Here is a 17,999-nt window from a genome sequence, read left to right as displayed (position 1 = left end):
TCCCGGCGTCGTGGCGCGCTTGCGCGTGTGACGCCAGATGCCGCGGCGCGGCGGGAAACGTCAAGGGCGGGGCGGCGCCGGGCCGCCCGCGGCATGGACAGCACGCCCCCTGCGGGCTAGGGATCGCCCCATGAGCACCACCCCGCCCCTCGACACGCAGGCCAAGCCGCCGCTGACGCTCTACCTCGCCGCGCCGCGCGGGTTCTGCGCGGGCGTGGACCGGGCCGTGCAGATCGTGGAACTCGCGCTCGAGAAATGGGGCGCGCCGGTCTTCGTGCGCCACGAGATCGTCCACAATCGCTTCGTCGTGGACGGGCTGCGCGCCAAGGGCGCGGTCTTCGTCGAGGAGCTGGACGAGGTGCCCGACGACCGCCCGGTGATCTTCTCGGCCCACGGCGTGCCGAAATCCGTCCCCGCCGAGGCGCGGCGGCGCGAGATGATCTATGTCGACGCCACCTGCCCGCTGGTCAGCAAGGTCCACGTCGAGGCCGAACGCCACCACGAGGCGGGGTTGCAGATGGTGATGATCGGCCACGCCGGCCACCCCGAGGTGCTGGGCACGATGGGCCAACTGCCGCCGGGCGAGGTGATCCTGGTCGAGACGGTCGAGGACGTGGCCACCGTCGTCCCCCGCGACCCCGCGCGGCTCGCGTGGGTGACGCAGACCACGCTGTCGGTCGATGACACCGCGCAGGTGGTCGAGGCGCTGAAGGCCCGCTTCCCGGCCATCGTCGGCCCGGCCAAGGACGACATCTGCTATGCGACCACCAACCGCCAGGCGGCGGTCAAGGCCATTGCCGGGCAGATCGACGCGCTGCTGGTGATCGGGGCGCCGAACTCGTCGAACTCGCGCCGTCTGGTCGAGGTCGGGCGCGCCGCCGGCTGCGACTATGCGCAGCTGGTGATGCGCGCCGCGGACATCGACTGGCGCGCGCTCGACGGCATCCGCACGGTCGGCGTGACCGCCGGGGCGAGCGCGCCGGAGGTGCTCGTGGACGAGGTCATCGCCGCCTTCCGCGACCGCTACGACGTGACGCTCGAGCTGGTCGAGACGGCCCGCGAGCGGGTGGAGTTCAAGGTGCCGCGCGTCCTGCGCGAGCCGGGCTGAAAGGTCGGTCCTGATGCGGCTCTATTCGATGCCCTCGTCGGGCAATTCCTATAAGGTCCGGCTCTTGCTGGCCCTTCTTGGCCGCGACTGCGAGATCGTCGACTGCGAGCACGGCTCGGTCGCCAAGGAGGATGCCCGCACGACCGGCGCGCTGCCGTTCGGCAAACTGCCGACACTGCATCTTAACGACGGGCGCCGGATCGCGGAATCCAACGCCATCCTCTGCTTTCTGGGCGAGGGCTCGCGTTTCTGGCCCGCCGACCCCGTGACCCGCGCGCAGATGCTCGCCTGGCTCTTCTGGGAGCAGTATAACCACGAGCCGGCCATCGCGGTGCGCGCGGCGCTGCGCAACTATCCGCATCGCGCCGCCGACGCCACGCCCGCGCGCCTCGCGGACCTGCTCGACCGGGGGCACACCCATCTGCAGACGATGGAGGATCGTCTCGCCGCGCACGACTGGCTGGCGGGCGAGGCGATCAGCCTCGCGGACCTCTGCCTTTATGCCTACACCCATTCGGCCGGCGTACTGGGCGGGTTCGAGATGGCGCGGTTTCCCGCAATCAACGACTGGCTCGCGCGGGTTGCCGCCCAGCCCGGCTACAAGGGCCTGAATGACTGACCTTCACGCCTGGACCGACGGCGCATGCAGCGGCAACCCCGGGCCCGGCGGGTGGGGGGTGCTGATGCGGGCGCTGGACGGCGAAACCGTTGTCAAGGAACGGGAATTGTCGGGCGGCGAGGCCGCCACGACGAACAACCGGATGGAGCTGATGGCGGCGATCTCGGCGCTCGAGGCGCTGACGCGGCCCAGCGCGATCACCATCACCACCGACAGCGCCTATGTGAAGAACGGCGTCACCGGCTGGATTCACGGCTGGAAGAAGAACGGCTGGAAGACCGCCGACCGCAAGCCGGTCAAGAACGCCGACCTCTGGCAGCGGCTCGACGCCGCGCGCGACCGCCATCAGGTGACCTGGGCGTGGATCAAGGGCCACGCCGGGCACCCCGAGAACGAGCGCGCCGACGCCCTCGCCCGCGCCGGCATGGCGCCTTTCAAGTGAGCGAAAGATGAGCGGGATCAGTGGCTTGATCTGGGCGCTCGACTATCTCTCGGCGGTCGTGTTCGCGATCACCGGGGCGCTGGTGGCGAGCCGCCGGCAGCTCGACCTGACCGGGTTCATCTTCATGGCGGCAATGACCGCGGTGGGGGGCGGGACGCTGCGCGACCTCGTGCTTGGGCGCGACCCGGTGTTCTGGGTGGCGCGGCCGGGGTTGGTGGTGGCGGCCGCGGCGGCGGCGTTCGCGGTGTTCTGGACCGCGCATCGGCTGGAGAGCCGCTACAGCTGGATTCTGTGGCTCGACGCGGTGGCGCTGGCGATCGCGGTGCCGGCGGGGGTCGGCGTGGCGCTCGCGGGCGGGTTCGGGCCGGTGATCGTGCTGATCGCGGGCGTCGTAACCGGTTGTTTCGGCGGGCTTATGCGCGACGTGGTCGGCAACGAGGTGCCGCTCGTGCTCAAGCAGGGCGAGCTCTACCTCACCGCCGCCTTCGGGGGGGCGCTGGTGGCGCTGGCGGTGGTCTGGCTGGGGTTGCCACGCGAGGTCGCGCTGGTCGGCTGCGGGGCGGCGACGTTCCTGCTGCGCGCGGGGTCGCTGCGCTGGGGGTGGGCGCTGCCCGTCTATCGGCCGCGCCCGCCGCGGGTCTGACCGGACCCCGCCGGGCACCCGAAACGCGCTGCACAGCCCGTGCGACGTTCATGCAGCGTTCGTGCGATGTTCATGCACAGTTCATGCGAACGCCGTACCCTCCGACGGGCCGCACCCGTCACAGCGGCGGGATGTCGCCCTCGGCGCGTTCGGCATGGAAGCGCGCCACCCAGGCATCGAGGCTGCCGGTGTCGATGGCCGCCCGCATCTCGCCCATGATCTGCTGGTAGTAGTGCAGGTTGTGCCAGGTCAGCAGCATCCCCGAGATCATCTCGCCGGCCCGGAACACGTGGTGCAGATAGGCGCGCGAATAGCTGCGGCAGGCCGGGCAGGTGCAGGCCTCGTCCAGCGGCCGCGGGTCGTCGGCGTGGCGGGCGTTCTTGATGTTGACCACCCCGTGCCGCGTCCACGCCTGCCCCGTCCGCCCCGAGCGCGAGGGCAGCACGCAGTCCATCATGTCCACCCCGCGCAGCACCGCCCCCACGATGTCGTCGGGCTTGCCGACCCCCATCAGGTAGCGCGGCTGGTCCGCCGGCAGCAGGGCGGTCGCATAGTCGAGCACGCCGAACATCGCCTCTTGCCCCTCGCCCACCGCGAGGCCGCCGATGGCGTAGCCGTCGAAGCCGATGCTGCGAAGCGCGGCGGCGGATTCCTCGCGCAGGTCGCGTTCCACGCCGCCCTGCATGATCCCGAAGAGCGCGTGCCCGGGCCGGTCGCCGAAGGCGTCGCGCGAGCGTTGCGCCCAGCGCATCGACAGGCGCATCGCCTCGGCCTGACGCTCGTGCGAGGCGGGCAGCGCCGGGCATTCGTCGAAGGCCATGACGATGTCCGAGCCGAGCAGGCGCTGGATCTCCATGCTCGTCTCGGGCGAGAGCATATGGCGCGAGCCATCGATGTGGCTGGCGAAGGTCACGCCGTCCTCGGTCAGCTTGCGCAGTTCGGCGAGGCTCATCACCTGGAAGCCGCCCGAGTCGGTGAGGATCGGCCCCTCCCAGTTCATGAAATGGTGGAGGCCGCCGAGCCGTGCCACCCGCTCGGCCCCGGGGCGCAGCATCAGGTGATAGGTGTTGCCCAAGAGGATGTCGGCGCCGGTGGCGCGGACGCTTTCGGGCAGCATCGCCTTGACCGTGCCGGCGGTGCCCACGGGCATGAAGGCCGGGGTGCGGATCTCGCCGCGCGGGGTGGTGATGATCCCGCGCCGGGCCGCGCCGTCGGTCGCGCGGAGGGTGAAGGAAAAGCCGCTCATCTGGGCCTCGGGGCTGGAAAGCGCGACCTGTAGCCGAGGCCCCGCCCCGGCGCAACCGACGCCATGCCGCGCGGGCGGTTTGTTCTTGTGATGTTCTCGCCCCGGCCCTATCTTCGGGGGATGAAACCCGACCTTGCCCGCAAGCTCGCCATCCTGTCGGACGCGGCCAAATACGACGCCTCCTGCGCCTCGAGCGGGACGTCGAAGCGCGATTCGCGCAAGGGCGGGCTGGGGTCGACCGAGGGCGCGGGCATCTGCCACGCCTATACGCCGGACGGGCGCTGCATCAGCCTGCTCAAGATCCTGATGACCAATTTCTGCATCTTCGACTGCGCCTATTGCGTGAACCGGGTCAGCTCGAACGTCGAGCGGGCGCGGTTCTCGGTCGAGGAGGTCGTCTCGCTCACGCTCGAGTTCTATCGCCGCAACTATATCGAGGGGCTGTTTCTCAGCTCGGGCATCATCCGTTCGCCCGACCAGACGATGGCCGACATGGTGCGGATCGCGCGGACGCTGCGGCAGGATCACGGGTTCAAGGGCTACATCCACCTCAAGACGATCCCCGACGCGAGCCCGGAGCTGATCGACGAGGCGGGGCTTTATGCCGACCGGCTGTCGATCAACATCGAGCTGCCGCAGGACGAGTCGGTGCGCCGGCTGGCGCCGGAGAAGCGGCCCGAGACGATCCGCACCGCGATGGCGCGGGTCAAGGGCGCGCGCGAGGCGAGCCGGGACCGCAGCCACACCGGCAAGCGCCCGGCGCGGTTTGCCCCCGCCGGGCAGTCCACCCAGATGATCGTGGGGGCCGACAGCGCCAGTGATGCGGCGATCCTGACCACCTCGGCGCGGCTTTACGCGGGCTATGGGCTGAAGCGGGTCTATTACTCGGCCTTCTCGCCTATCCCCGACAGCTCGTCGGTGCTGCCGCTGGTGAAGCCGCCCCTGATGCGCGAGCACCGGCTTTATCAGGCCGACTGGCTGATGCGGTTCTACGGCTTCGAAGCCGACGAGATCGCGGCGGCGACGCCCGAGGGGATGCTCGACCTCGCCGTGGACCCGAAGCTCGGCTGGGCGCTGGCGCACCGCGACCAGTTCCCGGTCGATGTGAACCGCGCGCCGCGCGAGATGCTGCTGCGGGTGCCGGGCTTCGGCACCCGGACGGTGCAGCGGGTGCTGGCCGCGCGGCGGCAGCGGACGCTCGGCTGGGACGATCTGGTGCGGATCGGGGCGCTGATGGGCAAGGCGCAGCCCTTCGTCACCCTGCCCGGCTGGTCGCCCGGCGGGCTCACCGACAGCGAGGGGCTGAAGGCGCGGTTCGCCCCGCCGGCCGAGCAGCTGAGTCTGTTCTGATGCACCGGGTGGTGCTGCCCGAGACCGGCAGCTTCGCGGCCTGGCGGGACGCGGCGCGGCCGCTCGCGGCGCACGGGGTGCCGGCGGGCGCGGTCGAGTGGGTGGTGGGCGAGGCCGCCGCGCCGTCCCTCTTTGCGCCCGAGCCGCTGCCCGCGGGCGAGGGCCGGGCGCTGACGGTGCCCAAGGGCTTCGTGGAGCTTGCCGAGCGGGTGATCCTGCACCGCGACCCGGCCGCACCCGGGCTGCTCTATGAGGCGCTGCTGCGGCTTCAGGCCCGGCGCGGGCTGCTGGCCGACGCGGGCGATCCACTGGTCCGGCGGCTCGGGATGCTCGACAAGGCGGTGCGGCGCGACATCCACAAGATGCGCGCCTTCGTCCGCTTCCGCGAGCTGCCCGCGGACGGTCCCCGGCGGCGTTTCGCGGCGTGGTTCGAGCCCGAGCACCGGATCGTCGAGGCCAACGCCGGGTTCTTCTGCCGCCGCTTCGCCGACATGGACTGGGCGATCCACACCCCCGACCTGTCGGCGATCTGGCAGGACGGGGCGCTGTCCTTCGCCCCCGGCGCGCCGCGCCCGGACCTGCCCGACGACGCGGCCGAGGCGCTGTGGGCCACGTATTTCGCCAATATCTTCAACCCCGCGCGCATCAAGCTCGGCTCGATGCGGCAGCATATGCCGCTGAAATACTGGAAGAACATGCCCGAGACGGGGCAGATCCCGGCGATGCTCGCGGCCGCCGAGGGGCGCGTGCGCGCGATGCAGGCGGCGCAGGCGACCGCCGCCCCGGCGCGGGCGGCCGCGATCATCCAGCGCACCCGGGCGGCGATGCCGCAGCCGCCCGCGCGGATCGAGACGCTGGCCGATGCGCGGGCAGCCTGCGCCGCCTGCACGCGCTGCGATCTCTGCCACGCCGCGACCCAGAGCGTCTTCGGCGAGGGACCCGAGGATGCCGCCCTGATGCTGGTCGGCGAGCAGCCGGGCGATCAGGAGGATCTGGCCGGCCGCCCCTTCGTCGGGCCGGCGGGGCAGGTGCTTGACCGGGCGATGGCGGCGGCGGGGGTGGAGCGCGAGGGGGCGTGGCTGACCAATGCGGTCAAGCACTTCAAGTTCGTGCCGCGCGGCAAGCGCCGGCTGCACCAGCGCCCGAACGCGGGCGAGGTGCAGGCCTGCCGCTGGTGGCTGGGGCTCGAACGCCAGCACGTCGCGCCGCGGCTGACCGTGGCGTTGGGGGCCACGGCGGCGCTGGCGCTCACCGGGCGCGGCGACGCGATGACTCGGCGCCGCGGCTCGGTCGAGGCGACGCCGGACGGGCCGGTGCTCTTGACCTGGCACCCCTCGCTTATCCTGCGCCGCCCGGACGCGGCCGAGGCCGAGGCGGCGATGGCCGAGTTGACCGCCGATCTGGCCCGCGCGCGCGAGCTGCTCGCGGAGTGAGCTAGCGGATCAGGATCGCCCTGAAATCATTGACATTCGTGCCGGTCGGGCCGGTGACGAACAGATCGCCCAGCGCCTCGAACCCGTGGTAGGCGTCGTGGGCGGCAAGCAAGGCGCCCGCGTCCAGCCCCAGTGCCCTGAGCCGGGCGGCGGTGGTGCCGTCGGCGAAGGCGCCGGCATTCGCCTCGGACCCGTCGATGCCGTCGGTGTCGGCGGCGAGCGCGGCGAAGGACGTGCCCTCGGCGGCCTGGGCGAGGGCGAGCAGGAACTCGGTGTTGCGACCGCCGCGGCCCGGGGCGCCGCGCAGCGTGACGGTGGTCTCGCCGCCCGACAGCAGCACCACGGGGCGGGGGAAGGGGCGGTCGCGCAGCGCGATCTCGCGGGCGATGGCGGCGTGGACGCGGCCGACCTCGCGCGCCTCGCCCTCGATGGCGTCCGAGAGGATCACGGCGGGCAGGCCCTCGGCCGCGGCACGCGCCGCCGCGGCCTCGAGCGAGAGCCGGGCCGAGGCGATGACGCGGACGTCGTTTGCCGCGAAGACCGGGTCCGCGGGGTCGGGCGCGGCGCCCGCGTCGCCCTCAAGCCAGGCGGCCACGGCGGGCGGCAGGTCGATCCGCCAGTCGCGGGTGAGCCGGCGGGCGTCGGCGCGGCTGGTCCGATCGGGCACCGTCGGCCCCGAGGCGACCTGCGCCGGATCGTCGCCGGGCACGTCCGAGACGATAAGCGAAACGACCCGCGCCGGATGCGCCGCCGCGGCGAGGCGCCCGCCCTTGATCCCCGAGACCTGCTTGCGGATCGCGTTCATGACCGAGATCGGCGCACCGCTCGCCAGCAGCGCGCGGTTCAGCGCCGCCTCGTCCTCGAGCGTGAGCGCCCCCGGCGGCATCGGCAGCAACGCCGACCCGCCGCCGCAGATAAGCGCGACCACCAGATCGTCCGCGGTGAGGCCTTCGACCGCCTCGAACAGCGCCGCGGAGGCTGCGCGACCAGCCGGGTCTGGCACCGGATGGGCAGCCTCGAGCACACGGATCGCCCGGGTCGGGGCGCCGTAGCCGTAGCGCGTCACCACCACCCCGCTCAGCGGCCCGTCCCAGACCGCCTCAAACGCCTGCGCCAGCTGCGCCGCGCCCTTCCCCGCCCCAATGACGACCGTCCGCCCGCGCGGCCGCTCGGGCAGGTAGCCCGCCAGCGCCTGCCGCGGATCGGCCGCGGCCACGGCGACGTCGAAAAGGGTGGTGAGGAGGTCTCGGTCGGCTGGGGTCATGGCGGGGGCTTTCGGGTCCGGGGGAGGCTAGCGCGGTTCGGTGGGCTCGGGAAGCTGTGGTGGGCGAGTGAGGGGAACTGTGAGAGCGGTAGTGGGGGCGAGGAAACGCGCGGATTTGTGGCGACGGGGTACCTGCTGCCAGATATTCGAAGCGGGTGTGGGAGTGCGCGGGATTGGCGGGGTACAAGGTTAGCGAGGCAACCAGAGGCGTTCTCGCCCGTCGGGTCATGAGAACGGGTGAGGTTAGTGGTGCAAGCTCGGGGCGCCCGCGCGACCGATAGGGACAGAGGTGGTCGCCCCGTTGGCGCGAGGAGGTGAAGCGAGCCGTGGCGGACGGCGACCGCAAGCACGGGCGGATTGAGGCGGCGGCTTGGTTCGATGTTTTGTTCGCGGACTGCGGCGCGCTCTGGCGCAATCAGCGCGGTCGCGGTCCGGCGCTTACCTCTGCGGCAAGATGTTGCGGGAATGTCCCTCGTTACGAGGCCGGTACGGCGGAAGTAGGAACTGCTGACTAGCCGGCAGCCAGCCAGCCAGGTTCGGAACGCGGTTAGCTGCGTTTCAACCGCGCACGAATGAAAGTATACCCCCCGCCGTTTGTCGGTTTGACGCGCGATACAGGCACCCTACACACCGACATCGGGTCCTGCAGCCGCAGGCATCCGAAGCGACTGCGGCCAGAACCATCACAAACCTTTTTTGCCCTTCGCTTCGGTGCGCGCTTCAGTCGCGCTTCGGTTTGCCGCCGCTTCAGGAAGCGGGTGGTTCGTCGGTACCGAGCGCCGCAGGAGCGCCTAGAGCAGACGAGCAGGCTTAGCTTGGATCTTGCCATCCCCCATCCCCTATCCCCCAACCGCTTTGGGGTTGCGAGGCGGGAAGGGTTGCACTAGATGCCTCATCAGGCACCCGTAGCTCAGCTGGATAGAGCGCCACCCTCCGAAGGTGGAGGCCACACGTTCGAATCGTGTCGGGTGCGCCACCCTCCCCCTGTCATACCCCTGTTTCTCGAGAAGCGCTGACAGCCAAATCCCTTAACACTTGAGTACCTGCTGACAGCTACGCGACTTCGAACCGACGTTCACAGGATGTGTTCTTGCGATTGTCCGGCTAGGGGCGCCGAGAGCTACCCTGGACGCGGAGTGCCTCTCCCTCACACCTCTGTCCCCAAGGCCGCGCAACGGCAGGGCAATCACTCTTCCGCCCAACCACTCAATTCTCCACCCCCACGAGCCTGCCTAACCAAGCCGCCACGTCAGCCCAGCCTCTCCCTTAGCCGCTCCGCCACCGACCGCAGCGGCACGCTCTCCAGCGCCGCCTTCGCAGACACCGCCCCGTCCGTGGCAACCTCGGCGGCAAATGCCGAGAGCGCTCCGGCCGTCTGCGCCATCCGGTCGAGATCCTGCAGCGCCACCATCGCGGCGAGCAGGGCCTCGCCGCTCAGCGGCGCTCCGTCAGCCGCAGCGATCAGCGGCACGTCCTGAAGGCGCAGCAGACCCTCGGTCAGCAGCGCGAGTTCGTCGGCGAGGGCCGACAGGATTTGCCCGGGCTCCATCAGAACCGCCCGATCACCGCCTCGAGGCAGGCCTTGAGGTCGGCCGGCGTGAAGGGCTTCTTGATGAAGTTGTTCATTCCCATGGACTTGCCGCGGTCGATGATATCCTTGTCGGCGCGGCCGGTGATGAGGATGAACCCAACCCCGCGCGTTGGCGCCTGGCTGCGCAGGCTCCGCAACAGCGTCAGCCCGTCCATCCCCGGCATGTTGAAGTCCGACAGCACCAGATGCACCGGACGCTTGGCGATCTTGGTCAGCGCCTCCTGCCCGTCGGCGGCGTGGTGGACGTTGCGGATGCCCATCGCTTCGAGCGCCTGCACGATCAGGCAGCGACTGGTGGACATGTCGTCCACGACCATGATGTGAAGCTGGTCCCTGATGCTCATGTCTCGCCCCTTCCCGGGTCGTACTGATAGACGGTATGCCCGACCGGCCGCAGCCGCGTGCGCAGGTGGTCGGGGATGCGCTCGGAGTGGCCGATCAGCAGCCACCCGCCCGGGCGCAGCTGCCGGCAGAACTTGTCCCACAGCCGCAACTGGGCGGCGGCGTCGAAGTAGATGATCACGTTGCGGCAGAAGATCACGTCGAAGGGCCCGTCGAAGGTCCAGGCGCCGTGCAGGTTCATGTGCTCGAACCGGACCATGTCGCGGACCGGCTGGCGCAGCACCCACTCGTCACCTTCGGGGGCGAAGAACTGCTGGCGGGACTGAGGAGGGATGCCGGTCAGCTCGCCGTCGCGGTAGCGGGCGCTGCGGGCGCGCTCGAGGATGGCGTGGTCGATGTCGGTGGCGACGATGGTCGCGCGGCGCCCCGCCTCGCGTGCGGCGATGGCGATGGAATAGGGCTCCTGCCCCGACGAGCAGCCGGCCGACCAGATCCGCAGCGCGCGGGGGTCGCCGGGGGTCGACGGAAACACCGTCTCGCGCAGGAAGTCGAAGTGATGCGCCTCGCGGAAGAAATGGGTGAAGTTGGTGGTCAGCGCCGAGACGAGGTGGTCGCGCTCGCCCGCGAGCGCGCCGTTGTCGAGCCGCTGGACGTAGTCGGCGAGGCTCGTGCAGTTGTTCGCGGCGATCCGCCGGTGCAGGCGCGAATCCATCATACCGCGCTTCTCCGGGCCGAGGACGATGCCGGCCTCGCGGTAGATCAGGTCGGCGATCCGCGCGTAAAGCGGGTCCGCGAAGCCGGCGGGCGGGGCGTGAAGGTCGGGGGGGGACATGGTCACGCCGCGCTGTCGGTCTGGTGGGCGGGCAGCACCGATTGCAGTTCGAGCATCCGGATGAGCCGGTTCTCGACCAGCGTCAGGGCGCTGATGCAGGCGTTGTCCTTGTCGGCGGCCAGATCGGGGGGCGGCTGCAGGTCGCTGGTGGCGACGGCGAGGATGTCGGAGACCGCGTCGACGAGCAGCCCGGCGGTCTGGCCATTGATCGAGACGACCATGATCACGTTGCGCTCGTCGCCCTCGATCGGCGGCATCCCCAGCCGCACGGCGAGGTCGATCACCGGCAGCACGGTGCCGCGCAGGTTGATCACCCCCTTGACGTGCGGCGGCGAGAAGGGAAGCGGCGTGGCGCGCGACCAGCCCCGGATCTCGCGCACGGACATGATGTCCACGCAGTATTCCTGTTCGCCCACGCGGAAGGCCAGCAGCTCGATTTCGGCTGCGGCGCCGGGGGTGGCCGAGGACGGGGGCGGGTTGGGGTGAAGGTCGGTCATGGCGTCATCCTGCAAGCGCTTGGTCCGGCTCGGCCGCGGGCCGGGCGGGACGGGTGAGGTCCGAGGGGTCGAGGATCAGCGCCACCTGGCCATCCCCGAGGATGGTCGCGGCGGCCACGCCGGGGACGGGGCCGAAGTTGCGGTTCAGTCCCTTGATGACCACCTGGCGCTGCTCCATGATCTGGTCGACGATCAGCGCGGCGCGGCTGCCGTCCTCTTGCGTGGTGAGGATCACGATCGACTCACGTGCCGTGCGCGGGCCACGGCGGAAGCCGAGCTGCACCCCGAGGTCGAAGAGCGGCACGAGGTCGCCGCGGATGTGCAGCAGCTCGGTGCGGCGCCCGACGCGGCGGACGTTCTCGGCCGAAAAGGTCGCCGTCTCGACGATGGCCGAGAGCGGCACGACCAGCGTCTGGTCGGCGACCCGCACCACCATCCCGTCCAGCACCGCGAGCGTCAGCGGCAGCGAGATCGAGAACTTCGTCCCCACCCCCGCCTCGCTGGTGATTGTGACGCGACCGCCAAGCGCGGTGATGGCGCTTTTCACCACGTCCATGCCGACCCCGCGACCAGAGAGCGCCGAGACCTGGCTCGCGGTGGAAAATCCGGGCAGGAACAGCAGGTTGTCGATCTCGCTGTCGGTGAGCTGGGCGTCGGCGGCGATCAGCCCCTTGGCGACGGCGATCTCGCGTACGCGGGGGCGGTTGATGCCGGCGCCGTCGTCGGCGACCTCGATCAGCACCCGGCCGGCGCGGTGCGAGGCCGAGAGGGTGATGATCCCCTCGGCCGGCTTGCCGGCGGCGCGGCGCCTCTCGGGAAGTTCGATGCCGTGATCGACCGAGTTGCGGATCATGTGGGTCAGCGGATCGGCGAGGCGCTCGATCACGGTCTTGTCCACCTCGGTCGCCTCGCCCTCGGTACGCAGCCGCACCTCCTTGCCGACGGCGGCGGCGGCCTCGCGGATGATGCGGGCCATGCGCTGGAAGAGCGGCTTCACCGGCTGGGCGCGGATCATCATGACCCCGTCCTGGATGTCGCGGGTCAGCATCATGAACTCTTCGAGGCCGTTCATCACCGAGCTGTTCTCGGCCATGCCCGCCTCGGAGACGCTTTGCGCCAGCATCGCCTGGTTGATGACCAGCTCGCCCACGAGGTTCACCAGCCGGTCCACCCGGTCGAGATCGACGCGGACGGTCGCGGACGGCGGCTCGGCCTCGGGGCGGGTCGAGCGCGCCCGCGGGGCGGCGCCGGGGGTGGGCTCGTCGGCGTTGGCCGCCGCGACGATGGTGTCGGCGTCAAGCCGCAGCGGCGGGGCTTCGCCGGCGGTCGCGGTGATGTCGGCGTGCAGCGGAAGCTCGGACTGCGGAGTTTCGGGCAGCGGCGGTTCGGACATGGCGCTCTCGACAGGATCATCGGCAAGGAAGGGGTCCGTCCCGCCTTCGGGCCCACCCGGCGGCAGCGGGGTCGCGGCGGGCGCGATGGTGAGGTCGCAGACGTCGGTCACGAAATCGAAGACCTCGCGGATCTCGGGCTCGGTCACGTCGCCCTGCAGCAGAATCGTCCAGCCGAGACGGGGCGCCTCGGCCGCCTCGGGCGCCGACGACAGGTCATCGGGGACGTGGCAGCGCATCTCGGCGTCGCCCAGCGCTGCAAGCGCGCGCAGGATCAGCAGCGGCTCGTTGCCGCTGGTGAAAAGGTCGGCGTGGGGCGTGAAGTCGATCCGCCACGCCGGCAGGTCTGATGGGGCGCCGTCCTTGGTGGCGTCAGCCGCAGCCGGCTCGTCGCCCTCAGCGTCGAGCGGCCCGAAGCCCTCGAACCCCGGCAGGTCGAGCGAGAACCCGAGCCCGCTGGGAGTGAAGTCCACCGGCTCGTCCTCGACCGGGGCGGCGTCGCCCATCAATGCCTCGAGCGCCGCGAGCATCGGCTCGGCGCCCGCGGGGGGCGGCTCGTCATACTGGGCGGCGCGGATGTGGTCGTGGAGCAGGTCGGCGCCCTGGATGAAGAGCCGCGTCGCCTCGGGCGTCAGCGCGAGCTTGCCGGCGCGGAGCTGGTCGAGCACCGTCTCGAACCTGTGCGCAAAGCCCACCAGCGCGTCGAAGCCGAAGGCCCCCGCGCCCCCCTTGATCGAGTGGACGGCGCGGAAGACGACGTTGATCGTCTCGGCGTCGCCGCCGTCCTCGTCGAGGATCACGAGCGCGTCCTGCAGACTCTCCATCAGCTCTTCGCACTCGACGAAGAACGAGGCGCGGATCTCGGCCATCGGGTCGGTGGACATCGCCGCGCCTCCTCAGCCCGTGACCATCTGGACGGTCTTGACCAGCTTGCCCGGATCGAAGGGCTTGACGATCCAGCCGGTCGCTCCGGCCTCGCGCGCCCGCGCCTTGAGCTCGGGCGCGCTCTCGGTGGTCAGCACCAGGATCGGCACGCCGCGCATCCGCTCGATCGCGCGCACCGCGCGGATGAAGCCGAAGCCGTCGAGCCGCGGCATGTTGATGTCCGAGATGATCGCGTCGGGCGCCATCCCCTCGAGCACCTCAAGCCCGTGCACGCCGTCGTCGGCGGTGGTGACGGTCATGCCGGCGGCGCCGAGCGCGAGGCGCACCATGTCGCGCATGGTCCGGCTGTCGTCCACGGCCAGGATGTTGAGGCTCATCGCGCGTCCTCCGCCTCGAACCAGGGGCCGAGCCCCATGACCGTCACCGCATCGTCGAAGGCAGGCGAGCGCGGGCCGACCTCGAGCCGCAGCCCGGCCGCCGCCCAGCGCTGGCGCGCCGCCACGAGCAACTGCGCGGCCAGCGCGCCGAGATGGGTCACCCCGGCCGCGTCGAGGCTGAGGTCGGCGCCGTCGCAGGCCCCGAGCCGCTGCGCGAGCGGCCGCACGGCGCCCAGATCGAGCCGTGCATCGAGCGTCAGCACCGCCGTCATCGCCTGCACCCCTGTCCCGTCCCCGTCGCCATGTCCGTCCCTTCCCAAACCGATTCCCGCTTTGCGCCGTTATGGGCAACGATCGCTTAAGGTTCGGTTGATGGGGCCCCGCCGCGGGACCGCAGTCAGGCGAAAAATCGCTAAAATACCGACGAACGGCGCCGGGATGCGGACGCTGCGCCTTGCAACTGCGGCCGATTGGCCCTATCTCGCGCGCACTTCACAGGCGGGGGCGGGCCTCCGGCGGGAGACATCCGCCAAGGTCCACCGGTTGGGGCAGGCCACGCGGCCGCGTCCTGAAACCCCTGCCCCAGGCGCAAACCGGAAAGGACATGGACATGGCGCTTCCCGAATACTCCATGCGTCAGCTGCTCGAGGCTGGCGTTCACTACGGCCACCAGACCCAGCGCTGGAACCCGCGGATGGCGGAATACATCTACGGCGACCGCAACGGCATCCACATCATCGACCTGACCCAGACGGTCCCGATGCTGGACCAGGCGCTGACCGTGATCCGCGACACCGTGGCCAAGGGCGGCCGGGTGCTGTTCGTCGGCACCAAGCGGCAGGCGCAGAAGGCCGTGGCCGAAGCGGCAGAAAAATCCGCGCAATTCTACATGAACCACCGCTGGCTCGGCGGCACGCTGACCAACTGGAAGACCGTGTCGCAGTCGATCCAGCGCCTCAAGCAGATCGATGAGGCGATGTCGGGCGGCGCCGAGGGGCTGACCAAGAAGGAACGCCTCGGGATGGAGCGCGAGCAGGCCAAGCTGCAGGCGAGCCTCGGCGGCATCCGCGAGATGGGCGGCCTGCCGGACCTGCTGTTCGTGATCGACGTGAACAAGGAAGACCTCGCCGTGCAGGAAGCCAACAAGCTTGGCATCCCGGTCGTCGCGGTGGTTGACACCAACTGCTCGCCCAAGGGCGTGACCCACGTCATTCCGGGCAACGACGACGCGGCCCGCGCCATCGCGCTCTACTGCGACCTGGTCGCGCGCGCGGCGCTGGACGGGATGTCGGCGCAGATGGGCGCCGCGGGCGTCGATCTCGGCGCGCTGTCGGACGCCCCGGCCGAGGACATCGACGACCTCGAAGCCGCGGACGCCGAGGCCGAGACCGCCGGCGCCTGAGCCGCGCCGTCACGGGACTTTCATCAGGCGGGGCCAGACCCCGCCTGACGCATTGACCAACAAGGAGAAGACCATGGCTATCACGGCCGCGATGGTGAAAGAGCTGCGCGAATCGACCGGCGCGGGGATGATGGACGCCAAGAAGGCGCTCGAGGAGACCTCGGGCGACATGGAGGCCGCGGTCGACTGGCTCAGGACCAAGGGTCTGGCCAAGGCCGCCAAGAAATCCGGCCGCGTGGCCGCCGAAGGGCTGGTCGCGGTCGCCGTCAAGGACGGCAAGGGCGTGGCGGTCGAGGTGAACTCGGAAACCGACTTCGTCGGCAAGAACGAAGAGTTCCAGTCGATGGTCCGCGGCATCGCGGAAACCGCGCTCGGCACCGCTTCGGTCGAAGAACTGGCCGCGGCGCCCCTGAACGGCAAGCCGGTGAGCGAAGTGCTGACCGACGCGATCGCCAAGATCGGCGAGAACATGACCCTGCGCCGGATGGTGACGGTCGAGGGCGACACCGTCGTCTCGTACGTCCACAACGCCGCGGCGCCGAACATGGGCAAGATCGGCGTGCTGGTCGCGCTCAAGGGCGACGCCGCGAAGGCGGCCGAGCTGGGCAAGCAGATCGCCATGCACATCGCGGCGACCTCGCCCGCGTCGCTCTCTGAGGCGGACCTCGACCCGGCGCTGGTCGAGCGCGAGAAGGCCGTGCTGACCGAGCAGGCCCGCGAATCGGGCAAGCCGGATTCGGTGATCGAGAAGATGATCGTCGGCCGGATGGCCAAGTTCTTCGAGGAGGTGACGCTGCTCGGGCAGAAGTTCGTCATCAACCCGGACGTGACCGTGGCCCAGGCGGCCAAGGACGCGGGCGTCGAGGTGACGGGCTACGCCCGCGTCGCCGTCGGCGAGGGGATCGAGAAGAAAGAGGAAGACTTCGCCGCCGAGGTCGCCAAGACGCTGAAAGGCGCCTGATCCTCAAGGCCGCGGCGTGACGCACGGCATCAGGCCGGTCCCTGCGGGGGCCGGCTTTTTTGTTTCGTGGGGGTGGGGCGGCGGGCGGCTCGGTGCTGGGTTGGAGACGGGCGGCAGGGGGCGGGGCGCCGCGCGAGTGGCTAACGCCGAAGCCCGCGGCTTACGCGGGAGGACGGGCAGCGGGGGGAGGCGCGAAGGTAACGCAGTGAGGGCGCCCCGCGCTTGCCTTGCCGTGCAGAGGCGCCCATGCGGCGAACAATAGGCAGCCGGGAGACTGGCGGTGTTGGAGGTGCTCGGAATGGGTGATCAGTCGCCGGGTTGTTCACGTGCTCGCGCGAGGCCCTGAGGACGGGCTGGTGCGGCGACGAGAGGGCGACGCTCTGGCTATCTTCAACGGGTAAACGCCGAGATCGTGAAGGGATGGGGGAGGCCACGCGTACGCGGGGCGTCGCCAGCCTGAGAGCGTCGGCGGCTGGAGGGTCAGCCAACCCCCACGCAAGGACGACAGAACCAAAGAAAGCCGCGCGACGATGGCCGGCGCCGGGACCGTGGGGATGCGGTACAGCGGTCCTCGAGCACACCTAACCCCCCGGCTCAGCCCGGGCGCGGGCCGCCGGGGGCGGTGGGGGCGGGCTCGGCGAGGCCGGCGGCGGCGGGGTCGTCGTTCACCGGGACCGAGACCGTGGGGTTGACCTCGACCGCCTCGGCAGGGGCGGGGGTGCCGCGCTCGGCGGGGGGCGCTGCGGCCGCCTCGGCGCCGGGTCGCAGGGCGGCGGGTGCGGCGGGAACCGTCGTCCCGGTCCCCGGCAGCGGGGTGTCCGAGGGGCTCGCCACGCAGGGCAGCTCGGGGTCGGGCAGCGCGTTCAGCGCCTCGGCCAGCGACTGCCCCCAGCGCGAGGAGATCATGCTGTAATACGGGTCCGCCTCGCCCATCCGCAGGCGCGTGGTGGCGAAGCTGTCGCGGGCCATCAGCGTCACGTCCACTGGCAGCCCCACCGAGAGGTTCGCCTTGATCGTCGAATCGAAGCTGACCGTCAGCAGTTTGACCGCCTCGCGGAAACTCATGTCGGGGCGATAGGCGCGCACGATGATCGGGCGGCCGTATTTCGTCTCGCCGATCTGGAAGAACGGCGTGTCGGGCGTGGCCTCGATGAAGTTGCCCTCGGGGTAGATCAGGAACAGCCGCGGCGGCGCGCCGGCGATCTGCCCACCGAGGATCATGCTGGCCGAGAACTTCGAGGCCGCGGTCTGCCCGGCGGCATCCTCGCGCCGCTTGATCTCGTCGCGCAAGAGGTCGCCCAGCATCTGCGCGGTGGCGAACATCGACGGCTGCGACAGCAGCGACATCCCGCGCTCGTCGGGCGCCGCGGTGCGGTCCTCGAGCCGGCCCACGACGGCCTGGGTGGTGGCGAGGTTGCCGGCGGTCATCAGGACCAGCGTCCGCTCTCCCGGCTGGGTCCAGACGCGGGTCTTGCAGAACACCGACACGTTGTCGACGCCCGCGTTGGTGCGGGTGTCGGACATGAACACCAACCCGCGGTCGAGCATCACGCCCACGCAATAGGTCATCGCCGGCGTCTCCTTCTGGCGCCCCGCGCGTGTGCGGGCGGCGGTCG

18 protein-coding genes and 1 tRNA gene are annotated in these 17,999 nt (G+C 70.8%); 9 read left to right on the top strand and 10 right to left on the bottom strand.

The window, feature by feature from the left end:
• The first annotated feature begins 130 nt into the window (after positions 1-130).
• From ispH to HGN31_RS13210, 4 genes are read left to right on the top strand one after another with little or no spacing between them, the layout of a single operon-like run.
• Positions 131-1,108 (top strand): 4-hydroxy-3-methylbut-2-enyl diphosphate reductase, encoded by a 978-nt coding sequence (gene ispH, locus HGN31_RS13225; RefSeq protein ID WP_168783494.1) that lies wholly within the window; start codon positions 131-133, stop codon positions 1,106-1,108.
• A 13-nt stretch (positions 1,109-1,121) separates the two neighbouring features.
• Positions 1,122-1,727, top strand: coding sequence for a glutathione S-transferase family protein (locus HGN31_RS13220; protein WP_211096301.1), 606 nt, complete (start codon positions 1,122-1,124; stop codon positions 1,725-1,727).
• The gene (rnhA, locus tag HGN31_RS13215) at positions 1,720-2,169 is read left to right on the top strand and encodes a ribonuclease HI (RefSeq protein WP_036709231.1); all 450 of its coding nucleotides are present in this window, start codon (positions 1,720-1,722) and stop codon (positions 2,167-2,169) included. Before HGN31_RS13220 ends, rnhA begins: the two co-directional genes overlap by 8 nt.
• A 7-nt stretch (positions 2,170-2,176) precedes the next feature.
• On the top strand, positions 2,177-2,812 hold the full coding sequence (locus HGN31_RS13210; protein ID WP_036703532.1) for a trimeric intracellular cation channel family protein: 636 nt from the start codon (positions 2,177-2,179) through the stop codon (positions 2,810-2,812).
• A 118-nt stretch (positions 2,813-2,930) separates the two neighbouring features.
• Here the strand turns inward: HGN31_RS13210 and tgt are convergent, their stop codons facing one another.
• Entirely contained in the window at positions 2,931-4,058 is a 1,128-nt protein-coding gene (gene tgt / locus HGN31_RS13205; protein ID WP_168783493.1) for a tRNA guanosine(34) transglycosylase Tgt, read from the bottom strand.
• 120 nt (positions 4,059-4,178) lie between these two features.
• On the opposite strand from tgt, the gene HGN31_RS13200 reads away from it, so the two are divergent.
• Both HGN31_RS13200 and HGN31_RS13195 read left to right on the top strand, forming a co-directional pair.
• Entirely contained in the window at positions 4,179-5,408 is a 1,230-nt protein-coding gene (locus HGN31_RS13200) for a putative DNA modification/repair radical SAM protein (RefSeq protein WP_168783492.1), read from the top strand.
• Entirely contained in the window at positions 5,408-6,841 is a 1,434-nt protein-coding gene (locus HGN31_RS13195) for a UdgX family uracil-DNA binding protein (RefSeq protein WP_168783491.1), read from the top strand. Before HGN31_RS13200 ends, HGN31_RS13195 begins: the two co-directional genes overlap by 1 nt.
• A gap of 1 nt (position 6,842) precedes the next feature.
• Here HGN31_RS13195 and HGN31_RS13190 read toward each other — a convergent pair whose 3' ends face one another.
• On the bottom strand, positions 6,843-8,105 hold the full coding sequence (locus HGN31_RS13190) for a glycerate kinase type-2 family protein (protein WP_168783490.1): 1,263 nt from the start codon (positions 8,103-8,105) through the stop codon (positions 6,843-6,845).
• An 899-nt stretch (positions 8,106-9,004) separates the two neighbouring features.
• Between HGN31_RS13190 and HGN31_RS13185 the strand changes: the two genes are divergently transcribed.
• A tRNA-Arg gene (locus tag HGN31_RS13185) sits at positions 9,005-9,081 on the top strand.
• A gap of 273 nt (positions 9,082-9,354) precedes the next feature.
• Here HGN31_RS13185 and HGN31_RS13180 read toward each other — a convergent pair.
• Genes HGN31_RS13180 through HGN31_RS13150 form a run of 7 tightly spaced genes read right to left on the bottom strand, consistent with a single transcriptional unit; the run spans position 9,355 to position 14,292 of the window.
• Entirely contained in the window at positions 9,355-9,654 is a 300-nt protein-coding gene (locus HGN31_RS13180; RefSeq protein WP_168783489.1) for a hypothetical protein, read from the bottom strand.
• A complete protein-coding gene (locus tag HGN31_RS13175) occupies positions 9,654-10,040 on the bottom strand; it encodes a response regulator (protein ID WP_168783488.1) in 387 nt (128 codons plus the stop codon). Before HGN31_RS13175 ends, HGN31_RS13180 begins: the two co-directional genes overlap by 1 nt.
• Entirely contained in the window at positions 10,037-10,870 is an 834-nt protein-coding gene (locus HGN31_RS13170; RefSeq protein WP_168783487.1) for a CheR family methyltransferase, read from the bottom strand. The genes HGN31_RS13175 and HGN31_RS13170 overlap by 4 nt, the downstream gene beginning before the upstream one ends.
• A 2-nt stretch (positions 10,871-10,872) precedes the next feature.
• Positions 10,873-11,367: a chemotaxis protein CheW gene (locus HGN31_RS13165; RefSeq protein ID WP_168783486.1), complete on the bottom strand. Its 495-nt coding sequence runs from the start codon at positions 11,365-11,367 to the stop codon at positions 10,873-10,875.
• Positions 11,368-11,371: 4 nt separating this feature from the next.
• Positions 11,372-13,642: a chemotaxis protein CheA gene (locus HGN31_RS13160; RefSeq protein ID WP_168783485.1), complete on the bottom strand. Its 2,271-nt coding sequence runs from the start codon at positions 13,640-13,642 to the stop codon at positions 11,372-11,374.
• A gap of 12 nt (positions 13,643-13,654) precedes the next feature.
• Entirely contained in the window at positions 13,655-14,020 is a 366-nt protein-coding gene (locus tag HGN31_RS13155; RefSeq protein ID WP_036703542.1) for a response regulator, read from the bottom strand.
• Entirely contained in the window at positions 14,017-14,292 is a 276-nt protein-coding gene (locus tag HGN31_RS13150) for an STAS domain-containing protein (RefSeq protein WP_342355809.1), read from the bottom strand. The genes HGN31_RS13155 and HGN31_RS13150 overlap by 4 nt, the downstream gene beginning before the upstream one ends.
• A 332-nt stretch (positions 14,293-14,624) precedes the next feature.
• On the opposite strand from HGN31_RS13150, the gene rpsB reads away from it, so the two are divergent.
• Positions 14,625-15,422: a 30S ribosomal protein S2 gene (gene rpsB / locus HGN31_RS13145; protein WP_139305886.1), complete on the top strand. Its 798-nt coding sequence runs from the start codon at positions 14,625-14,627 to the stop codon at positions 15,420-15,422.
• A gap of 73 nt (positions 15,423-15,495) precedes the next feature.
• Entirely contained in the window at positions 15,496-16,383 is an 888-nt protein-coding gene (gene tsf / locus HGN31_RS13140; protein ID WP_168783483.1) for a translation elongation factor Ts, read from the top strand.
• A 594-nt stretch (positions 16,384-16,977) separates the two neighbouring features.
• Here tsf and HGN31_RS13135 read toward each other — a convergent pair.
• Entirely contained in the window at positions 16,978-17,952 is a 975-nt protein-coding gene (locus HGN31_RS13135; RefSeq protein WP_342355773.1) for a proteasome-type protease, read from the bottom strand.
• Positions 17,953-17,999: the final 47 nt, after the last annotated feature.

Source organism: Paracoccus sanguinis (genome assembly GCF_012689545.1).
Taxonomy (GTDB): domain Bacteria; phylum Pseudomonadota; class Alphaproteobacteria; order Rhodobacterales; family Rhodobacteraceae; genus Paracoccus; species Paracoccus panacisoli.
The sequence above is the reverse complement of the archived record's forward strand: the minus strand, read 5'-3'. Positions and strand labels throughout refer to the sequence as shown.